Origin of the sequence: Paenibacillus sp. DP01 (assembly GCF_044784315.1) — a bacterium.
Classification (GTDB): Bacteria; Bacillota; Bacilli; order Paenibacillales; family Paenibacillaceae; genus Paenibacillus; species Paenibacillus polymyxa.
Window position 1 is genome coordinate 4,553,334 of record NZ_CP173059.1, and the last position, 15,675, is coordinate 4,569,008.

The 15,675-nt window shown below is 46.7% G+C and carries 16 protein-coding genes; 6 read left to right on the forward strand and 10 right to left on the reverse strand.

The genetic code is table 11. The annotated features are described in order from the left end of the window. Positions 1–124 precede the first annotated feature (124 nt). Entirely contained in the window at positions 125–1,423 is a 1,299-nt protein-coding gene (locus ACH59B_RS19985) for an aminotransferase class I/II-fold pyridoxal phosphate-dependent enzyme (RefSeq protein ID WP_016820054.1), read from the forward strand. Between the two features lie 107 nt (positions 1,424–1,530). Here the strand turns inward: ACH59B_RS19985 and ACH59B_RS19990 are convergent, their stop codons facing one another. After that, positions 1,531–2,808 carry an ATP-binding protein gene (locus ACH59B_RS19990; RefSeq protein ID WP_016820053.1) on the reverse strand — a complete coding sequence of 426 codons (1,278 nt, stop codon included), beginning with the start codon at positions 2,806–2,808 and terminating at the stop codon, positions 1,531–1,533. A gap of 206 nt (positions 2,809–3,014) precedes the next feature. Here ACH59B_RS19990 and ACH59B_RS19995 point away from each other — a divergent pair, with 206 nt between their 5' ends. Further along, positions 3,015–3,131 carry a hypothetical protein gene (locus tag ACH59B_RS19995; protein ID WP_013372853.1) on the forward strand — a complete coding sequence of 39 codons (117 nt, stop codon included), beginning with the start codon at positions 3,015–3,017 and terminating at the stop codon, positions 3,129–3,131. 122 nt (positions 3,132–3,253) lie between these two features. Here the strand turns inward: ACH59B_RS19995 and ACH59B_RS20000 are convergent, their stop codons facing one another. The 5 genes from ACH59B_RS20000 to ACH59B_RS20020 form a co-directional block, all read right to left on the reverse strand. Continuing rightward, entirely contained in the window at positions 3,254–4,477 is a 1,224-nt protein-coding gene (locus tag ACH59B_RS20000) for an ABC transporter permease (RefSeq protein ID WP_045244881.1), read from the reverse strand. Positions 4,478–4,479: 2 nt separating this feature from the next. Continuing rightward, on the reverse strand, positions 4,480–5,226 hold the full coding sequence (locus ACH59B_RS20005) for an ABC transporter ATP-binding protein (RefSeq protein WP_013372855.1): 747 nt from the start codon (positions 5,224–5,226) through the stop codon (positions 4,480–4,482). A gap of 18 nt (positions 5,227–5,244) precedes the next feature. Then, complete coding sequence (locus ACH59B_RS20010; protein ID WP_404302456.1) at positions 5,245–6,636, reverse strand: DEAD/DEAH box helicase; 1,392 nt, start codon at positions 6,634–6,636, stop codon at positions 5,245–5,247. 121 nt (positions 6,637–6,757) lie between these two features. Beyond that, entirely contained in the window at positions 6,758–7,537 is a 780-nt protein-coding gene (locus ACH59B_RS20015; protein ID WP_016820049.1) for an SDR family oxidoreductase, read from the reverse strand. A gap of 39 nt (positions 7,538–7,576) precedes the next feature. Beyond that, on the reverse strand, positions 7,577–8,035 hold the full coding sequence (locus tag ACH59B_RS20020) for a chemotaxis protein CheX (protein ID WP_025365744.1): 459 nt from the start codon (positions 8,033–8,035) through the stop codon (positions 7,577–7,579). Between the two features lie 425 nt (positions 8,036–8,460). Between ACH59B_RS20020 and ACH59B_RS20025 the strand changes: the two genes are divergently transcribed. From ACH59B_RS20025 to ACH59B_RS20035, 3 genes are all read left to right on the forward strand, one after another. Further along, positions 8,461–9,363, forward strand: coding sequence for a LysR family transcriptional regulator (locus ACH59B_RS20025; RefSeq protein ID WP_016820048.1), 903 nt, complete (start codon positions 8,461–8,463; stop codon positions 9,361–9,363). Positions 9,364–9,423: 60 nt separating this feature from the next. Continuing rightward, positions 9,424–10,233 carry a histidinol-phosphatase gene (locus ACH59B_RS20030; protein WP_025674075.1) on the forward strand — a complete coding sequence of 270 codons (810 nt, stop codon included), beginning with the start codon at positions 9,424–9,426 and terminating at the stop codon, positions 10,231–10,233. A 187-nt stretch (positions 10,234–10,420) separates the two neighbouring features. Next, the gene (locus ACH59B_RS20035; RefSeq protein ID WP_016820046.1) at positions 10,421–11,161 is read left to right on the forward strand and encodes a GTP pyrophosphokinase family protein; all 741 of its coding nucleotides are present in this window, start codon (positions 10,421–10,423) and stop codon (positions 11,159–11,161) included. 6 nt (positions 11,162–11,167) lie between these two features. Here ACH59B_RS20035 and ACH59B_RS20040 read toward each other — a convergent pair whose 3' ends face one another. Next, positions 11,168–11,923 carry an alpha/beta hydrolase gene (locus ACH59B_RS20040; RefSeq protein ID WP_318300684.1) on the reverse strand — a complete coding sequence of 252 codons (756 nt, stop codon included), beginning with the start codon at positions 11,921–11,923 and terminating at the stop codon, positions 11,168–11,170. A gap of 98 nt (positions 11,924–12,021) precedes the next feature. Between ACH59B_RS20040 and ACH59B_RS20045 the strand changes: the two genes are divergently transcribed. Further along, complete coding sequence (locus ACH59B_RS20045; protein ID WP_017427304.1) at positions 12,022–12,909, forward strand: NAD-dependent epimerase/dehydratase family protein; 888 nt, start codon at positions 12,022–12,024, stop codon at positions 12,907–12,909. Positions 12,910–13,221: 312 nt separating this feature from the next. Here the strand turns inward: ACH59B_RS20045 and ACH59B_RS20050 are convergent, their stop codons facing one another. The 3 genes from ACH59B_RS20050 to ACH59B_RS20060 all read right to left on the reverse strand — a co-directional run bounded on the left by ACH59B_RS20050 (position 13,222) and on the right by ACH59B_RS20060 (position 15,675). Further along, positions 13,222–13,830: a GNAT family N-acetyltransferase gene (locus tag ACH59B_RS20050; protein ID WP_404302461.1), complete on the reverse strand. Its 609-nt coding sequence runs from the start codon at positions 13,828–13,830 to the stop codon at positions 13,222–13,224. A 52-nt stretch (positions 13,831–13,882) separates the two neighbouring features. Continuing rightward, positions 13,883–14,623 (reverse strand): metallophosphoesterase, encoded by a 741-nt coding sequence (locus tag ACH59B_RS20055; protein ID WP_257126259.1) that lies wholly within the window; start codon positions 14,621–14,623, stop codon positions 13,883–13,885. Positions 14,624–14,730: 107 nt separating this feature from the next. Further along, entirely contained in the window at positions 14,731–15,675 is a 945-nt protein-coding gene (locus tag ACH59B_RS20060) for a metallophosphoesterase (protein ID WP_257126260.1), read from the reverse strand.

Sequence of the window (15,675 nt, forward strand, 5' to 3'; positions counted from 1 at the left end):
TATAAGCGCAGCGCCACGATTAAGCAAAAAATACGCTCTTATGGCCCCTAATGCTTGTGCGTGACGCTTACCGTGTGTAATGCTATAATATGTAATCAAAATGACTTGGAAGGATGAAACGGGAATGAATCCACTGGCAGCGCAGTTAAATCAAAACATTCAGACAGGCAACGAGCATGTATATCAAATGCTTTCTCTTTTAGGTAAAGAGATTTATTTTCCAAAAGAAGGGATTTTGAGTCAATCCGCCGAGGCAGGGAAACTTGCCAAAAAGTATAATGCTACGATCGGGATTGCTACTGAAGGCAATGGTCCTATGCATTTGGAGGTTATTCAGGAGAAGCTGTCCGCTTACAGTCCCAAGGATTTGTATCCTTACGCTCCCCCTGCGGGCAAGCCTGAACTTCGTAGCGTATGGCGTGACAAAATGCTGAAAGAAAATCCTTCGCTGGCTGGAAAAGGCTACGGCCTTCCTGTAGTTACCAACGCGCTGACCCACGGTTTGAGCATCGTTGCCGACCTGTTTACGGATGAAGGAGATGCTGTCATTTATCCAGATAAAAACTGGGAGAACTATGAACTAACTTTCGGTATTCGCCGTCATGGACGTTTGGTGAATTTCCCGTTGTTCACAGAGGATCACCGTTTTAATAGTGAGGGACTACGCGAGGCGCTACTGGCGCAGAAAGAATACGGCAAAGCGATCGTTGTACTGAACTTCCCGAACAACCCGACAGGCTATACACCGGGCCTTGAAGAAGGTAAAGCAATTGTCGCTGCCATTCAGGAAGCGGCGGAAGCAGGCATCAATGTCGTAGTTGTGACAGATGACGCTTATTTTGGCCTGTTCTTCGAGGACTCTCTGCATGAATCACTATTCGGTCAGCTAGCCGGGCTTCATCCGAGAATTTTACCAGTCAAAATTGACGGAGCTACCAAAGAAGAATTCGTTTGGGGCTTCCGTGTGGGATTTATTACCTTTGCTTCAGAGCATCAGGATGTACTGAGCGCACTGGAACAAAAAACACTAGGGATTATCCGGGCAACGATTTCGAGCGGTCCTCACCCATCTCAAACCTTCGTACTGGATGCTCTCAAATCACCAGAATTTGAACAACAGAAGAATGAAAAGTTCCAAATTATGAAGGGGCGGGCTAATAAAGTCAAAGCGTTGCTCGATAGCGGAAAATACGGGGATGTATGGAGCTACTATCCTTTCAATTCAGGCTATTTTATGTGTCTCAAGCTGAACGGCTTGTCTGCTGAACGACTGCGCACACATTTGCTGGAACAATATGGGGTAGGCACGATTGCACTGGGTGAATACGATCTTCGTATCGCGTTCTCATGTATCGAAGAGGAGTATCTGGAAGACCTATATGACATTGTGTATCGTGGTGCACAAGATTTGTTGAACGCCTAATCTGTCTGTATCAGGTTAGAATATATAGTATAACTAGCGGTATGCCAGATATTAGGGCATACCGCTTTTTGGGTCGGCTGACTATTGTCCATCATACGTCCGCACAATTATCCTTCCGCAGCGAGCAGAGATTCCTGTGCCAGTGGCAGCAGGATGACGACCTCCGTTCCCACTCCGGGCTCACTTTCATAGCGTATACTCCCGTTCATGGCTTCAATAATTCGAAAGGAAACGACCGTTCCCAGTCCTGTTCCTACCTCTTTGGTTGAAAAAAACAAAGTACCCACTCGTTCGAGATGCTCCTGGCTCATGCCTTTTCCAGTATCCCTGATACTCAGACATGCCTGCTCTTCCTGTATCGCCAGCTTTATGTATACCCTGCCTCCATCTTCCGCAGCTTCAATCGCATTTTTCGTCACATGTATTAACGCCTGTAGCAGCTGGTTACGATCTGTATGTACATAAATTTCATTCCTTAGCTCTGTATACAGCCTTACGCCTTGCTTGGTCGCCATTGGTTTCAGAAGCAAAACGATCTGTTGAACCATGCCAGACAGATCCATCCGTTCTGTGTTCCCAATCTGCGGTCTGGATAAATTCAGATAATCGCTAATAATTCTTTCAGCCCGATCCACCTCTGCCAGTGCCAAAGCAACATATCTGCGATTTTTCCCTTCTAATCCTGACTGAACCATTTGCAGGAACCCTTTTACGACGGTTAAAGGATTCCGTACTTCATGAGCCATCGAGGCTGCCAGTTCACCCAACGTATTCAGACGCTCGGCATATTTAATTTTTCTTCTCATTTCTTCCCGCTCCAAACTAAATTCCATCCAGAAAGAAGAGGCTCCAATACTTAGGAATTGAATCACACCGAACCAGAGTATTGAGCGAATCAGCTCAATCTCATCCTCATCCAGTCTGCCATTGATCCAAGAATGTATTAAAAGAAAAATCAGCATAACTCCAGTGATCCATATACTCATTACCATATTCATGCCCACTCGAAGCAACATGCTTTTGAGCTGCATAAATTTTTTTCTTACCAAGAGAGGTCCCAAATAACACAACATCATGCTCGGAAGCCCCACCACCATAGACTCGGGGCCTACATACATACGAGCCATTACCATTAGCGTCACATTCATTAGACCTGCCTTGGGACCAAAATATAAAACAGAGAGAATCAAAGGAACATACCGAAGATCCCAATATAATCCGTACCAAATGTACGAAAACATAAGGCAAAGCACCGAAGAAACACCCAGCACCCCTCCCATAAGCAGCGGGGTATGCTTCCTATGCCGATGATCCGACAAAGCGCTATATACGAGTAACGGTACAAACACAAGAAATATGTTCACGAGCAGCTTATCTACCAGCATCTCGTCTTTCCCACTTTCCAAGTGATAATGATTACATACTTCTTCTATTCTCGATAATACGTACCTTTTCCTCTCTCATCTCCTGCATCTGATGAAAAATATAGGGCGATTCGGCAACACACCAGAACATTGGCCCACGCAATCTGGAAACCCACTTCATAAGATACGATGTATCCTTTATCACAATGACCGAGAGGAGAATGAGCATGGGAGCAGAAGAAACAAGAGGCGGTTACGGTGGTTACGGCGCATTCACAAGTACAGGAACAATTTTGGTACTGTTCATTTTGTTAGTTATCATCAGCAAAACGATCTTCGTTTAAGCAGACCGATATCTGCACCCACGACTACCATAAGCAGTGAATGTACAAAAAAGGCTAATCCGCAGGCAGCTCAGCTTTTGCTGCTTGCGAATTAGCCTTTACTTTATTGACACAGATATGGATCACACTTCTTCCTCATCCTGTCCGTCCAAACGCCATTTTTTGGCTTGAGTACCACGGAGCAGGAACACAACAAGGACTCCCCCAACCAACGTGAGCAATGTAGACAGTAAATCCTCCGTTCCTTTTGCCAGAAAAGGAAGCCACAGCACCGCCGCAGCCGGCAACGTCAACCGAACAACAAAGTCAAGAAAAGACGCACGGCGACTATGCGCAGGAATCGGATATAACTGAAGCCATAACGAATCCCTATGATACTGTCTTAATGAAGTAATCTGAACACCTATGAGGAATATAAAAAATAAATATACGGCAATACCAATCCAGCTAGCATGGGTGATATATATAATTAACAGACCCAGAATACCTAACCGAATGACAATGCCTGCTGGTTCTGTACGCAAGAACGTCTTAAACAGCAGGTAACGATACGCTCCCTTTCTGTTCCAAGGTATGTTGCCACCCAGCCAGGAGAGCCAGCGACGCGGCGTCACTCTCTGTGTAAGGGCAGGCACATCGACAAACCAGCCCAACGTACGCATCACGCGGGCAGCCTGCATAGCCTCTGTGCGGATCAGTTTTTCCCAAGCCACTAGCAGTTTGACCGGCAAACGCAGAACAAGCACGTACACCACGCCAACCAATACGATAAACGGCAAGCTGTGTAACGGAGGCTGCCATAGCCATGCGGCTACCATCAGCACAGCCAGCACCCACCGCAGTAGACGATAGCCTATGCTCCCGCCAACCGATACCATGCGAAGCTCCTGCCAGCCGCCGTAGCTAAATAGCACCTTCAGTAGCACGAACAGCAGCAGAGTCAGTAGCAGCGGCTTAGGTGCAGCATCACTGCGGATATACAACGGCCACAAAATCATGGACAGCAGCAGCAGACCGAATATTTTGTACACCACACCTCGAATCCGGCTGGCCTTAAAATATTGTGGCATCGCGTACTCCTGGGGACGAAGGAAGACTATATCTGCCGCATTCAAATACGTTCGAAAGCTCGCATGCGCAATTGGAATAGCTACAATAAGCATGATCCAGCGGATGGGCAAATCCGGCGGAATATGCATGAGTAGCGACGTGTACCATGCGGCAAAGGCAATCAGCGCAAAGCCGAAGACCACTGCAAGGCCGCTCTGAATGACATAGCCCAGATAAGGCAGCACCTGTCCCCAGAACGCTAGACGTCTTTCTTTATGCAAACGTTGCAAATCCATGCTCATTCCCTGCCCTGTACCAGCTCATAAAATGCATCTTCCAGCGGCATGCCCGGCTTACCCGCCTGTGCTGTCACTTCATCCAGCGTACCCTGAGCAATGATGGCACCCTGATGAAGCACAATGAAACGATCGCAATAATTTTCAATCGTGGACAAAATATGAGAACTGAGCAAAATAGACGAGCCCGAACGCTTCATCTCCAACATAAAGTCAAGCAGAGAACGAATGCCGAGCGGGTCCAAACCCAAAAAAGGCTCGTCTATGACATACAACGGCGGTCCCGCTAAAAATGCGCACATAATCATCACTTTTTGGCGCATCCCTTTGGAGAGATGCATCGACATACTTCCGCTTTTATCCCGCATACGAAACAAATCCAGCATTTGATCACTGCGCGTGCGGAAATCTGCTTCGCTGACTCCGTATGCTCTAGCCGTAAACTCCATATGCTCCATCACTGTCATTTCAGGATACAGCTCTGGAGCTTCGGGTACAAAAGCAATAGCTCCCTGATATGCTTCGGGATTCTCATCCTGCTTATGACCCTGTACGCGAATTTCTCCGGCCTGCGGTGTCATCAGTCCCAAAATATGCTTCATGGTCGTGCTTTTCCCGGCCCCGTTCAGACCGATCAGTCCCACCATTTCGCCCGGCTTCACATCGAGCGAAATCTGATGCAGCACCGGGCGTTTGGCGCTGTATCCACCGGTCAGTCCGTTAATTTGCAACACAGGCTGTTGTTCCATGGCTCCCCCTCTTCTCCCTTACTCGTTCGGTTTTGATCCTTTTTCCTTCAGCCATCTTGGCGCACCCTTGTTTTTACGATCACGCTCGCGCTGTGCCTTTCCTGCTTTGGATAAGGCTGCTCCTTTGCTCTTGTCTGGAGCTGAACCGTTCACGGAATTCCTGCCTGGACGTCCTGCTTCAGTCCGAACAGGTGTCTTGCGATTTTCCGTCACTGTTCCATTGGAATTGGATCTAGTCTCAGACGGCCTTACAGGGACACGCTTGGCATCCGCCGGGCGCGGCACCACAACTCGACCTCCGTACAACGCACGCTCTGCAATATCGATTCCCAGTTCACGAGAAAACTTACGCATGATGAACGTTTCGCGGTCGGTCACAACCGACACTACTAATCCTTTGCGTCCCATACGTCCTGTCCGCCCTGCGCGGTGAACATAAGCTTGACTATCCGTAGCCGGGTCAAAATGAATGACCATTTCAAGACCCTCAATATCCAGACCACGGGCCGCTACATCGGAAGCGACCAGCACTTTGAGCTTGTCCTCGCGGAATCGAGCCAACACATTGCTGCGCGTGACTTTATCTGCATCTCCATACAAGGATGCCGTAGTTAGACCCATATGCTTGAGCTTGGCTTCAATTTCCCCAATAGCATTGGTTGTATTCACGAACACCAGCGCTTTTCTCGGATTAAAGTGCCGTACCAGACGGCGCAGCATATCCACCTTATCCCGTTCTTCGGATACAAAGTAGTAATGTTCCAGTCCACTGGCCGTCTTCTGGTCAGGATCAATCCCGATTTCTACGTAATCAGGCATCTCCCGTTGTGCCAGCGACTGAATCTCATTATTCAGCGTTGCGGACAGGAATACCAATTGACGGTCACGTTGGGCAGAGCCCAGTATATTGGTCACATCGCCTGCTCCGCCGAGCTGGAACATCTGATCCACCTCATCGATGACAATCGTTGTAATATTGTGCATCTTCAGCTTTTTCGAAGCGATGAGTTCCCGTACACGGCCAGGTGTGCCTACCACAAGCTGTGGGTGATCCTTTAGCTTTTCGATTTGGCGCTTGATGGCTGCCCCACCAATCAGACCCAGTACACGGATTCCACGATGCTCTCCGTAGCGCTGACCCTCACGTACAATTTGCATGGCCAATTCCTGGCTTGGAGCCAGTATCAGCTTTTGCGTAGCCTTTTTCTGTGGGTCAATCGCTTGTAGCAGCGGTAGCAAATAAGCCAGTGTTTTTCCTGTGCCGGTTTGCGAGCGTGCCAATACATGCTGTCCCTTCATTATTTCCGGTATAGCCTCTGCCTGAACTGGCGAAGGCTGTGTAATTTCATGCTCGGTCAGTTTGTCCAGCAGATCTTGTTCAACGCCGAGCGCTTCAAAATTCAATGTCATGAAAAGGTCCAACCCCTATACGTAAATTCGTTACTCTCCATTATATGCGAAAATAGCCTTGTTACCAAATCACAAAAATAAAAGATGTCCCTCACCACACCTAATGGCTACGGGACATCTATTATTTCTTATTCATCACACCATGCCCCAGCCTGTCGATCAGTCTGGGAGCTAATTGATACAACTTGAGAAAAGGAGATACCCACTGTGGCAGATTAACCTCCTCCTTACCAAGCTCCATCGCCCTTACGATATGCTGTGCCACCTTATCAGGTTTTAGCATAAACCAGCCAACATTCCGCACATAACCCCCGGAGGGATCTGCCAGCTCAAAAAACGGTGTATCAATCGGCCCGGGGTTAATCGTCGTTACGGTCACTCCACTTCCGCGCAGTTCTTGCCGGAGCGCATTACTGAAACCGAGCAACGCATGCTTCGTGGCCGTATAAGAAGCCGATTTGGCTGTCCCGATTTTCCCAGCCATCGATGCTACATTAACAATCTGCCCACAGTTCCGCTCTGTCATTTGTGGCAGAAATGCCTTGATGCAGCGAACAACCCCCATATAGTTCACGTCCATCATTTGTTCGAACTCTGTCAGGTCGGTCTCATTAAAATACTCAAACTTACCGTACCCCGCATTGTTGAGCAATATATCAACCCGTCCGTATTCTTCCAATACTCGTGCAGCCACAGCCTCTACCTGCTCCTGGCAAGTTACGTCCAGTGGGATCAGCTCGTGCCTGCCGCTGATTCCCGCAGATACTTGCTTCAGTCGTTCCTGCGAGCGCGCTGTTAAAATAGGAATCGCGCCCTTTGCGCTCAACAACTGAGCGCAAAGGGCGCCAATTCCACTGGATGCACCTGTAATCACAATTACCTTATCCTGCAATGTACTCATGGACATCCCTCCACATTAAAGAAACTTACTCCTTTAATATTAAGAGATCATCACCTGAATATCCAGCTCACCGATTCCTTCCACCGAAAGCGGAATACAAAGGGCACGCTGAGGCACAAAAGTGGTCAAGTTTTCTGATTTCATGACCTGCGGAGGGGTGATATCCACGACAATTCCTTGACTGGACAAAATTGTACTGGCATTGCCACTAATCATATTGCCCAATTCCGAAATTGCGCTTTTTCCCATCTCATCAATTTCAGTCAACACAAATCCGCCCATCATCGCCGATACCATACGTAGCGCCACCTGTTCATTCAGGCCGAACACAATATTTCCGCTAAGCTGTCCAGTCATCCCGATCATAATCCAGATATGGTCGTCCACCAGCTCGACATTTTTCACACCGAGATTTCCGGGTAAAGGAGATACTTGGATCAATTGTTCAATGACCCGTCTCGCCGACTCCAAAAAAGGATTTATCACTTCTGCCTTCACGATCATTGCGCCCCTTTACGATGGGCTTTTAGACACACAACAAAAGTCCCATTTTAATTTGAGTTTTTTATTCAAATAATGCTGTATAACGACTCAACCTGCAATAAAATGCTCTCTCTATCACTTATCGACAGCAGTCCGGCAATTTTTTATAGCTAAAGCACAAAAAATGTGAATAATGTCCTATATCTTTACTCCATGCCGAATTTAGACAGGTTAATTTTAAAGTATATCAGGACTTTAGTCTTTATTTCCCAATATACCACACTTTACGATGTACTGCTTCGATTCATTGCCCTTCCTGCTCGAATAACCTATAATCTAATGAAATAAAGCATAACGATGGTTTTACATATAAACAAGTAGATTGGCTAAACTCAGTCTATACAGCTGCGACAAGCTAAAGAAAAGAGAGGAGGAACTTCATGAACATCAGTCAACTTGAAACGCTTATCATGATTTCCAAAACGATGAGCTTCCGTAAAGCCGGAGAACTTCTCAATTTGACGCAGCCGGCAGTGTCCGCCCAAATCAAAAGTCTGGAGGATGAGTTCAAAACCATTCTGATTGACCGCAACCAGCCCGTCACCCTGACCGACCGGGGAGTTGTTTTTTTGGAACACGCCGAGCGCATATTAGAGGTAGTTGAGGAATTAAGACAGAGATTGTACGACTTAAACGAAACACCGCAGGGTCACATTGCACTGGGTACCACAACATCCATCGCCATTCAAATTTTACCGCGTGTGCTCTCCTACTTTCAGGATCAGTTCCCTCTCATCAAAACCTCCATTCAATCGATGGCTTCCTCGATGATCTATCAGCAGGTGGAGAACGGACTTATTGATGTTGGTATCGGTTATCTGATCGAACGTAATCCCAATCTAAGCACTTCAGTTCTGTACTATGATTCCTTTGAACTTGTCGTGTCTCCTACTCATCCGCTGGCCTCGCAACCACACGCTACCATTGAAGCCCTTCGGGAAATTCCGCTCATTCTGCTCTCTCCCGATACGGTAGGACGGAAATTCGTGGACGATGTTTTTAAAAAGCACCAAATCGTTCCCCATGTTGTGATCGAGTTGTCCAGCAGTGAGGAAGTCAAACGGATGGTTGAAATCAATCTCGGGGCTGCCATCATTTCCAGATTGTCAGTCACTTCTGAACTGCGTACAGGCACATTAAAAATGATCCATATTCCCGAGCTGGAAGTTAGTCATCCGGTAGGGGTGATTTATAAATCTGGCCGCTATCTAAACTCAGCAATGCAGCAATTTTTAAGCGATCTGAAGGGGATGCCGGAGACGAATTTCACCAGTTCTGAATAACGTAATTCGCTATGAACAACATACACAATATAAACCTTGGTTACGAAAGGAAGACAGTCCATGAAATTTGATCTGCACACCCATCATTTCCGCTGCGGTCATGCAGACGGCAACATTCGGGATTACATCGAAGCAGGTATTCAATCAGGCTTACAAGCTATTGGTATTTCCGACCATTCCCCCTTCCTATGTAGCGAAAAGGATCAGGCTTTTCCTAAAATTTATATGGCCAAGTCACAGCTTGCTGAATATGTAAAAGAAGTACAGGAGCTTAAGCAGGAATACGAGGGCCGTATTGACGTGCTCCTTGGATTGGAAACGGATTATTTCCCTGATTTTGCTGAATTGTATCGTTCCACTTTGGCTCCTTATCCATTTGATTACCTTATCGGGTCGATTCACAATGTCGAAGGGGATAGCATTTTTAACCGCAACCGTTGGAAAAAATTAAGTGACGCTCGTAAAGTCGAGGTCAAACAAGCCTACTATGCGCTCATTCAGCAATCTGCGCGAAGCGGCATGTTTCAGATTTTAGGTCATATTGACGCCATGAAGGGGAATTTCCCTGCCTTTTCAGACATTCCTGCCGATGAAGCCATTGACGAAACCTTGCGAGTGATTGCGGAATCCAATGTGGCGATTGAAATTAATACTTCGGGTAAAACCAAGCTGAGTGGCGGATGGTACCCGTCTGCTTCTATTTTAGAAAGAGCGCACCATTTTGGTGTGGAGGTTACTTTTGGTTCGGATGCCCATAAGCCTTCGCGGGTAGGCGACGATTGGGAAGACGTAAAGGCGATGCTGAAGGATATCGGCTTCCGGGAATGGGTTTATTTTAAAGAAAAACGTAAAATCCCTGTGGCGCTTTAAAAGGCATGAAAGGTGGGATCGCTGATGCAATGGGATGCTTAGGTATTTCTTTATAGAGTAATAATCCCATTGCAAAGGCGAACACTACGCTTCTCCAGATTCAAATCCTCGCTCTGCTACCAATCGCCTTAAACCGTACAGCTCCATTATTTTTAATAAACAACATCTTGTGTGAGGAGAATTACATATGCAATTGGAAGATCCTATGGACAAGCTCAAAAAGCTAAAGCATGACATCACGCGCTTTATGCTCATCTATAAGTTTGCACTCGATGAAATGGAAACCAAGATTGAAATATTAAAGCAGGAGTTTCAGGCGTTGCACGATTACAGCCCTATTGAGCATACCAAATCACGCCTTAAATCTCCTGAGAGCATCATGAACAAAATGCTTCGTAAAAATAGCGAGTTATCGCTGGATGCTATCAAAGATTCTATCAAGGATATCGCGGGCTTGCGTATTACTTGCTCTTTTATTTCTGACATTTATGATGTCAGTAACATGCTTCAGAGACAGAGTGACCTCAAGGTGCTGGAAATCAAGGATTACATCAAGAATCCCAAGCCGAACGGTTATCAAAGCCTGCATTTGCTGATTCAAGTTCCTGTATTCATGTCGGACTGTGAGGAACTAGTCTGCGTAGAGGTGCAGATTCGAACCATTGCGATGGATTTTTGGGCAAGCCTGGAGCATAAAATCTTTTATAAATACAACCAGTCTGTTCCCGAGAGTCTGACACGTGAATTAAAGAACGCAGCGGATTCCGCTAATGCGCTGGATCTGCAAATGGAACGTCTGCATCGTGAAATCAAGGAGATTAAAGATGCCAGAGGTGAAGAAGACTCTATGGAAGAGCTTCGAAAGATTATGATTAATAATCAGCAGATTACGGTACCAGCCAATTTTTTGAAGCTTCTAGGGGAATAATCTGAATCAACTAATAGCGTGATTATTCAAAAATTGAAGAATAGAATCATTGATTAAGATGGGCTGCTCTCTAAGCATATGCGGTCGATGACTACAACCCAGAGCAACTCGATAACGTGAATCTTGGACGCATGAGCATAATTCCTGAAGCTGCTCTTCTGTGGCAAAGTCGTCATGTTCACCGGCGATAAATAATGCAGGGCACGTAATGCGGCTTAACTCATTACGTGTCAATTGCGGATATTGGCGCCAATCCTGAGCGCTCTGACGCATAAATTCCTGCCAATTACCTTGATGTGCTTCCTCATGGCGTTCCATCATTTGATGGATCATTTCATAGCGTTCGTTCTTAATGAGCCACTCCGGCTCAAACTCATCTGCCCCCTCAGGACATGCGACTCCACTACACCCAATGGTAGTAACGGTTGCGAACATTTGAGGGGGCTTCACCGCACAGTATAAAGCCACATTGCCTCCGCAGCTGTACCCAATAAGATGAGCTTTAGAAATATGTAACGCCTGCATAAAATCAAGCACATCTTCTGCGAGTTGAGGGGTACTCCATTCCAGGCTATCACATTTCGTTCTGCCATGTCCCCGATGGTCTGGAAAATAACATGTATACTTTTGCTGAAAATCAAGTAATTGAGATGAAAAAGCCAGGACTCCCCTTGAATAATGACTGTGCAAAAATATGACGGGGTCTCCTACACCCATTTTTTCGTAATACATTTCTAAATCCCGAGTTTTTACGTATGGCATGTGATCCTCCCTTTTTTATTGCGTCCTGTATCTTTTACATTCCTTAGTCCGTCTATCTTAATATAAATGAAAACCATTCCATGAGGAGTGATGTAAGTATGAAAAAGGTACTTGTTTTGGGAGGAACGCGCTTTTTCGGCAAGAGACTGGTGGAACGTCTGCTGGACAGTTCCGAGAACTCCATTACTATTCTCACGCGGGGCCACACAAACGATTCGTTTGGTGACCGTGTTCAACGGATCTGTGCAGACCGTACGGACCCGCAAGCGCTCGCAGAGGCGGTAGGTGAGCAAGTGTGGGACGTTGTTTATGATAATATTTGCTATTCCCCAGATGAAGCCAGCGAAGCCTGTCGTATTTTTGATGCTAAAGCCAAAAGGTATATTATGACCTCAAGCCTATCTGTCTATGATCCAAGCCCGGAAGCGGTGACAGAGAATATCTTCGATCCTCAGGCTTATCCAGTTCGCCAGGGCGGAAAGGACGATTTTACATATCAAGAGGCTAAACGACAGGCTGAAGCAGTTTTTACGCAGCAAGCTACGTTCCCTGTAGTGGCTGTTCGTTTTCCGATTGTATTGGGAACAGATGATTATACGAAAAGACTTCATTTTCATATTGAACATGTTCGTGCAGGCCAAGAAATTGGAGTACCTAATCCCGCAGCTCATATCTCATTTATTCGTTCCGATGAAGCTGCAGATTTTCTGCTTTGGCTTGGGTCTGCTCATTTAACAGGCCCTGTAAATGCTTGCTCCGACGGTACAGTAAGGATTGGAGATATCATTTCCATTATCGAGCAGGTCACGGGAAAACAAGCTGTGATCCAAGAAAAAACAGCAGACGAGCATATGTCTCCATTCGGTATTACACAGTCGTGGTACATGGATACATCCAATGCCCAGTCAGAGGGATACTCATTCCTCTCCCTAAACGAATGGTTACCAGAGCTGGTAATCAGCCTGAACCGTACCTATGAATCATAAAAAAAGAGGACCCGAAGCTTAGGGTCCCAGCAATATATATGATTCAAAGGGGGTCATGTCTATGTTGTACCCAGTCTATATTAAAGTAGTTTTGCAGTTATATTTCATTTTTGTAACAAAATGAAACATAGACAGGATCTATCCAATCCATATTATCCCGAGTTAAAGAACCAAAAAAAGAGGACCCGAATGATCGGGTCCCAGCAACATATATTATTCAAAAGGGGGTCATGTCTGTATTGTACCCGTCCTGTGTTAGAGTTGCTTTGCAGTTATATTTCATCTTTGTAACAAAATATTCCAATGTCATTTCTAGGCATAATCCCCTTGGGTCATTGAAAATACCAATACACTCGGCACCTCTCCTGAGGGATCATAGGCACCAATGGTGCGCAGCAGGCGCATCTTATTTTTCATAAGCACACGCATAGAAGCCTGGTTATTCTTTTGGCAACGGCTTTCGATCCGCTGGAGCTTCAAAGATTCGAAACCAAATTTCAGCATTTCTCCTACAACTTCTGTAGCCAGTCCCTGTCCCCAAAAAGGCCGATCCAGAATATAGCCCAGTTGTGCCTCGCCCCTTCTTTCATTCCATTGCTGAAAAGAAACGATACCAAGCAACGGTGAGGAGGATCGTTCGTTGAATTCCTCATGCAGATTGCTTTCTCCTGTATTTCTCCGATGCCATTCCACTGCGAAATGCAGGGAATCCAGGGAGTCAGCAGATATTTTAATTTGCGCAACCAGGCGCCTCATTCTTGCATAGACTGGCTTGCGAATTCGATTCACATATTGGATTACCAATGGATCGGATAAGATCCGCTCCAGCGCAGGATAATCCTCCGCTCTGAGCTGGCGCAATCGGACTCGGCGAGTGTAAAGCTCCGGCAATCCGAGACGAAGCATTTCTCTGGTCAGCACAATGTTCCCTCCAGCGGTTGGATTCTGCTTTTAGCCATGCATATTTCTATACTTAATCCAGGTCCTGAATTCCCCGGTAAATTCCGGTACGCAGCTCTCGAATATAATATGCCAAAGAAGGCACATCTGCCTCCTCTGCTTGTTTTACTGCCAATTCTATATCATAGGGTACACGTACAAACTGAATGGAAAAAGGCGTGAGCTGCTCCTCTCCCCATTGCCCCTCTAAAATGCAGTAGGAAGCCTGGGTGATATCCAACGGATTCCCGACACTCCCAACGTTAAAAAGTGTTTTTCCCTGAAAATGCTGGATAAAAGCATTATGCACATCACCATATCCCACGACCTCTGGAGCAAAAGGTACTTTTCCACTTTCCTCTGCTAGTGGATCGAACATGGCAAGCCTTTTGGCCGGCTCATCCCATGGCTGCACACGGTGATACACGCTTTGCGGCGAGGCATGCACCAAGCGGATACGGCGTCCGCTCATTCTGAAATCATAATGAAACGGTAACTGTGCCAAATACTGTACTCGCTCTGCACCCAAACGTTCGGCTTGCCAGCTAAAATTGAGATCATCCGTTATGCTAACCAACTCATCCCAATTGCCTCGAACGACGACTTCACAATGTTGGCGGATAGCATTCAGCACCTCGCACGGGCTAGGCCCTTTGCCGATCAGATCCCCCAAACAAAACACACGGCTAATGCCTCGGGAAGCAATATCCTCCAGCACCGCCTCACAAGCAGGCCAATTGCCATGAATATCTGAAATGACAGCAACACGATCCATTCGAATCTCACTCCTTTGTCCCGAAACGACTACATCTCTACACTACATTCAAGCCAACATTATGTAGTTCCAACATATATGATGAAGATGAAAAAAAAGATCATGGCCTATTGGCCAGATTTTAACGTAATGACACTAAGCTCCGGTCTGCACAGCACCCGTATCGGCAAATGTGTCATACCAATGCCGCGGCTGACATACAGTGGCATTCTATCCGTTCCCACATGAAACAATCCCTGAATGTACTTGCGTCCACCTGGGGGCGGCATCGGTGCTCCAATGACCGGCAAACGTACCTGTCCCCCATGTGTATGTCCTGACAATTGAAGATCAAAGGACATTTGTGCCGCCACATCTGCATAGTCCGGCTCATGCATCAGCAGCAGCTTGCACATCTCATCAGGCAGTCCGTGGATAGCACGCTGCGGATTGGGCTTGCCCATGATGTTATCCTCTAAACCGACAATGGCCACACGCTGTCCCGCGCGCTCTATAACCGCATGCTCGTTTCTCAGCAGCGTAAACCCGGTTTTGGGATATAGCTCCTGAACGCCGGCTGGCAAGCCTCTATAATCATGATTGCCCAGAATAGCAAACTTACCGAGGGTAGCGTGCATGGAATCCATAACTGGAACAGCAGCCTTCATAGATACGGAATAATCATCTACAATATCTCCTGTAAAACAGAGCAAATCCGGCTCCAGGCCTGCTATCCGGTCCGCAAGCTCGCTCAGATCCTGCTCATCCATGTGAAACCCTAGGTGCACATCACTGAAATGCACCACCCTAATTCCGTCAAATGCAGACGGAAGACGAGGGAGAGACAAGTTGAAGCGTGTAATCTCCAAATGATTAGGCTCCCATAAGGAAGCATATCCTCCAGCCAGAAGTGCAGTTCCTGCAGTGGCCAAAGCCGCTTTTTTCAAAAAACGGCGGCGAGAAGGATTAGCTGGCTCATTCGATAAGGAACGCCGCGAAGAACCGGGAGGGATAGCGGCCTCCTGATATAGGCCATCCTGACTCTCGCGGCGGATTTGCGGCGTCTTCTTCAT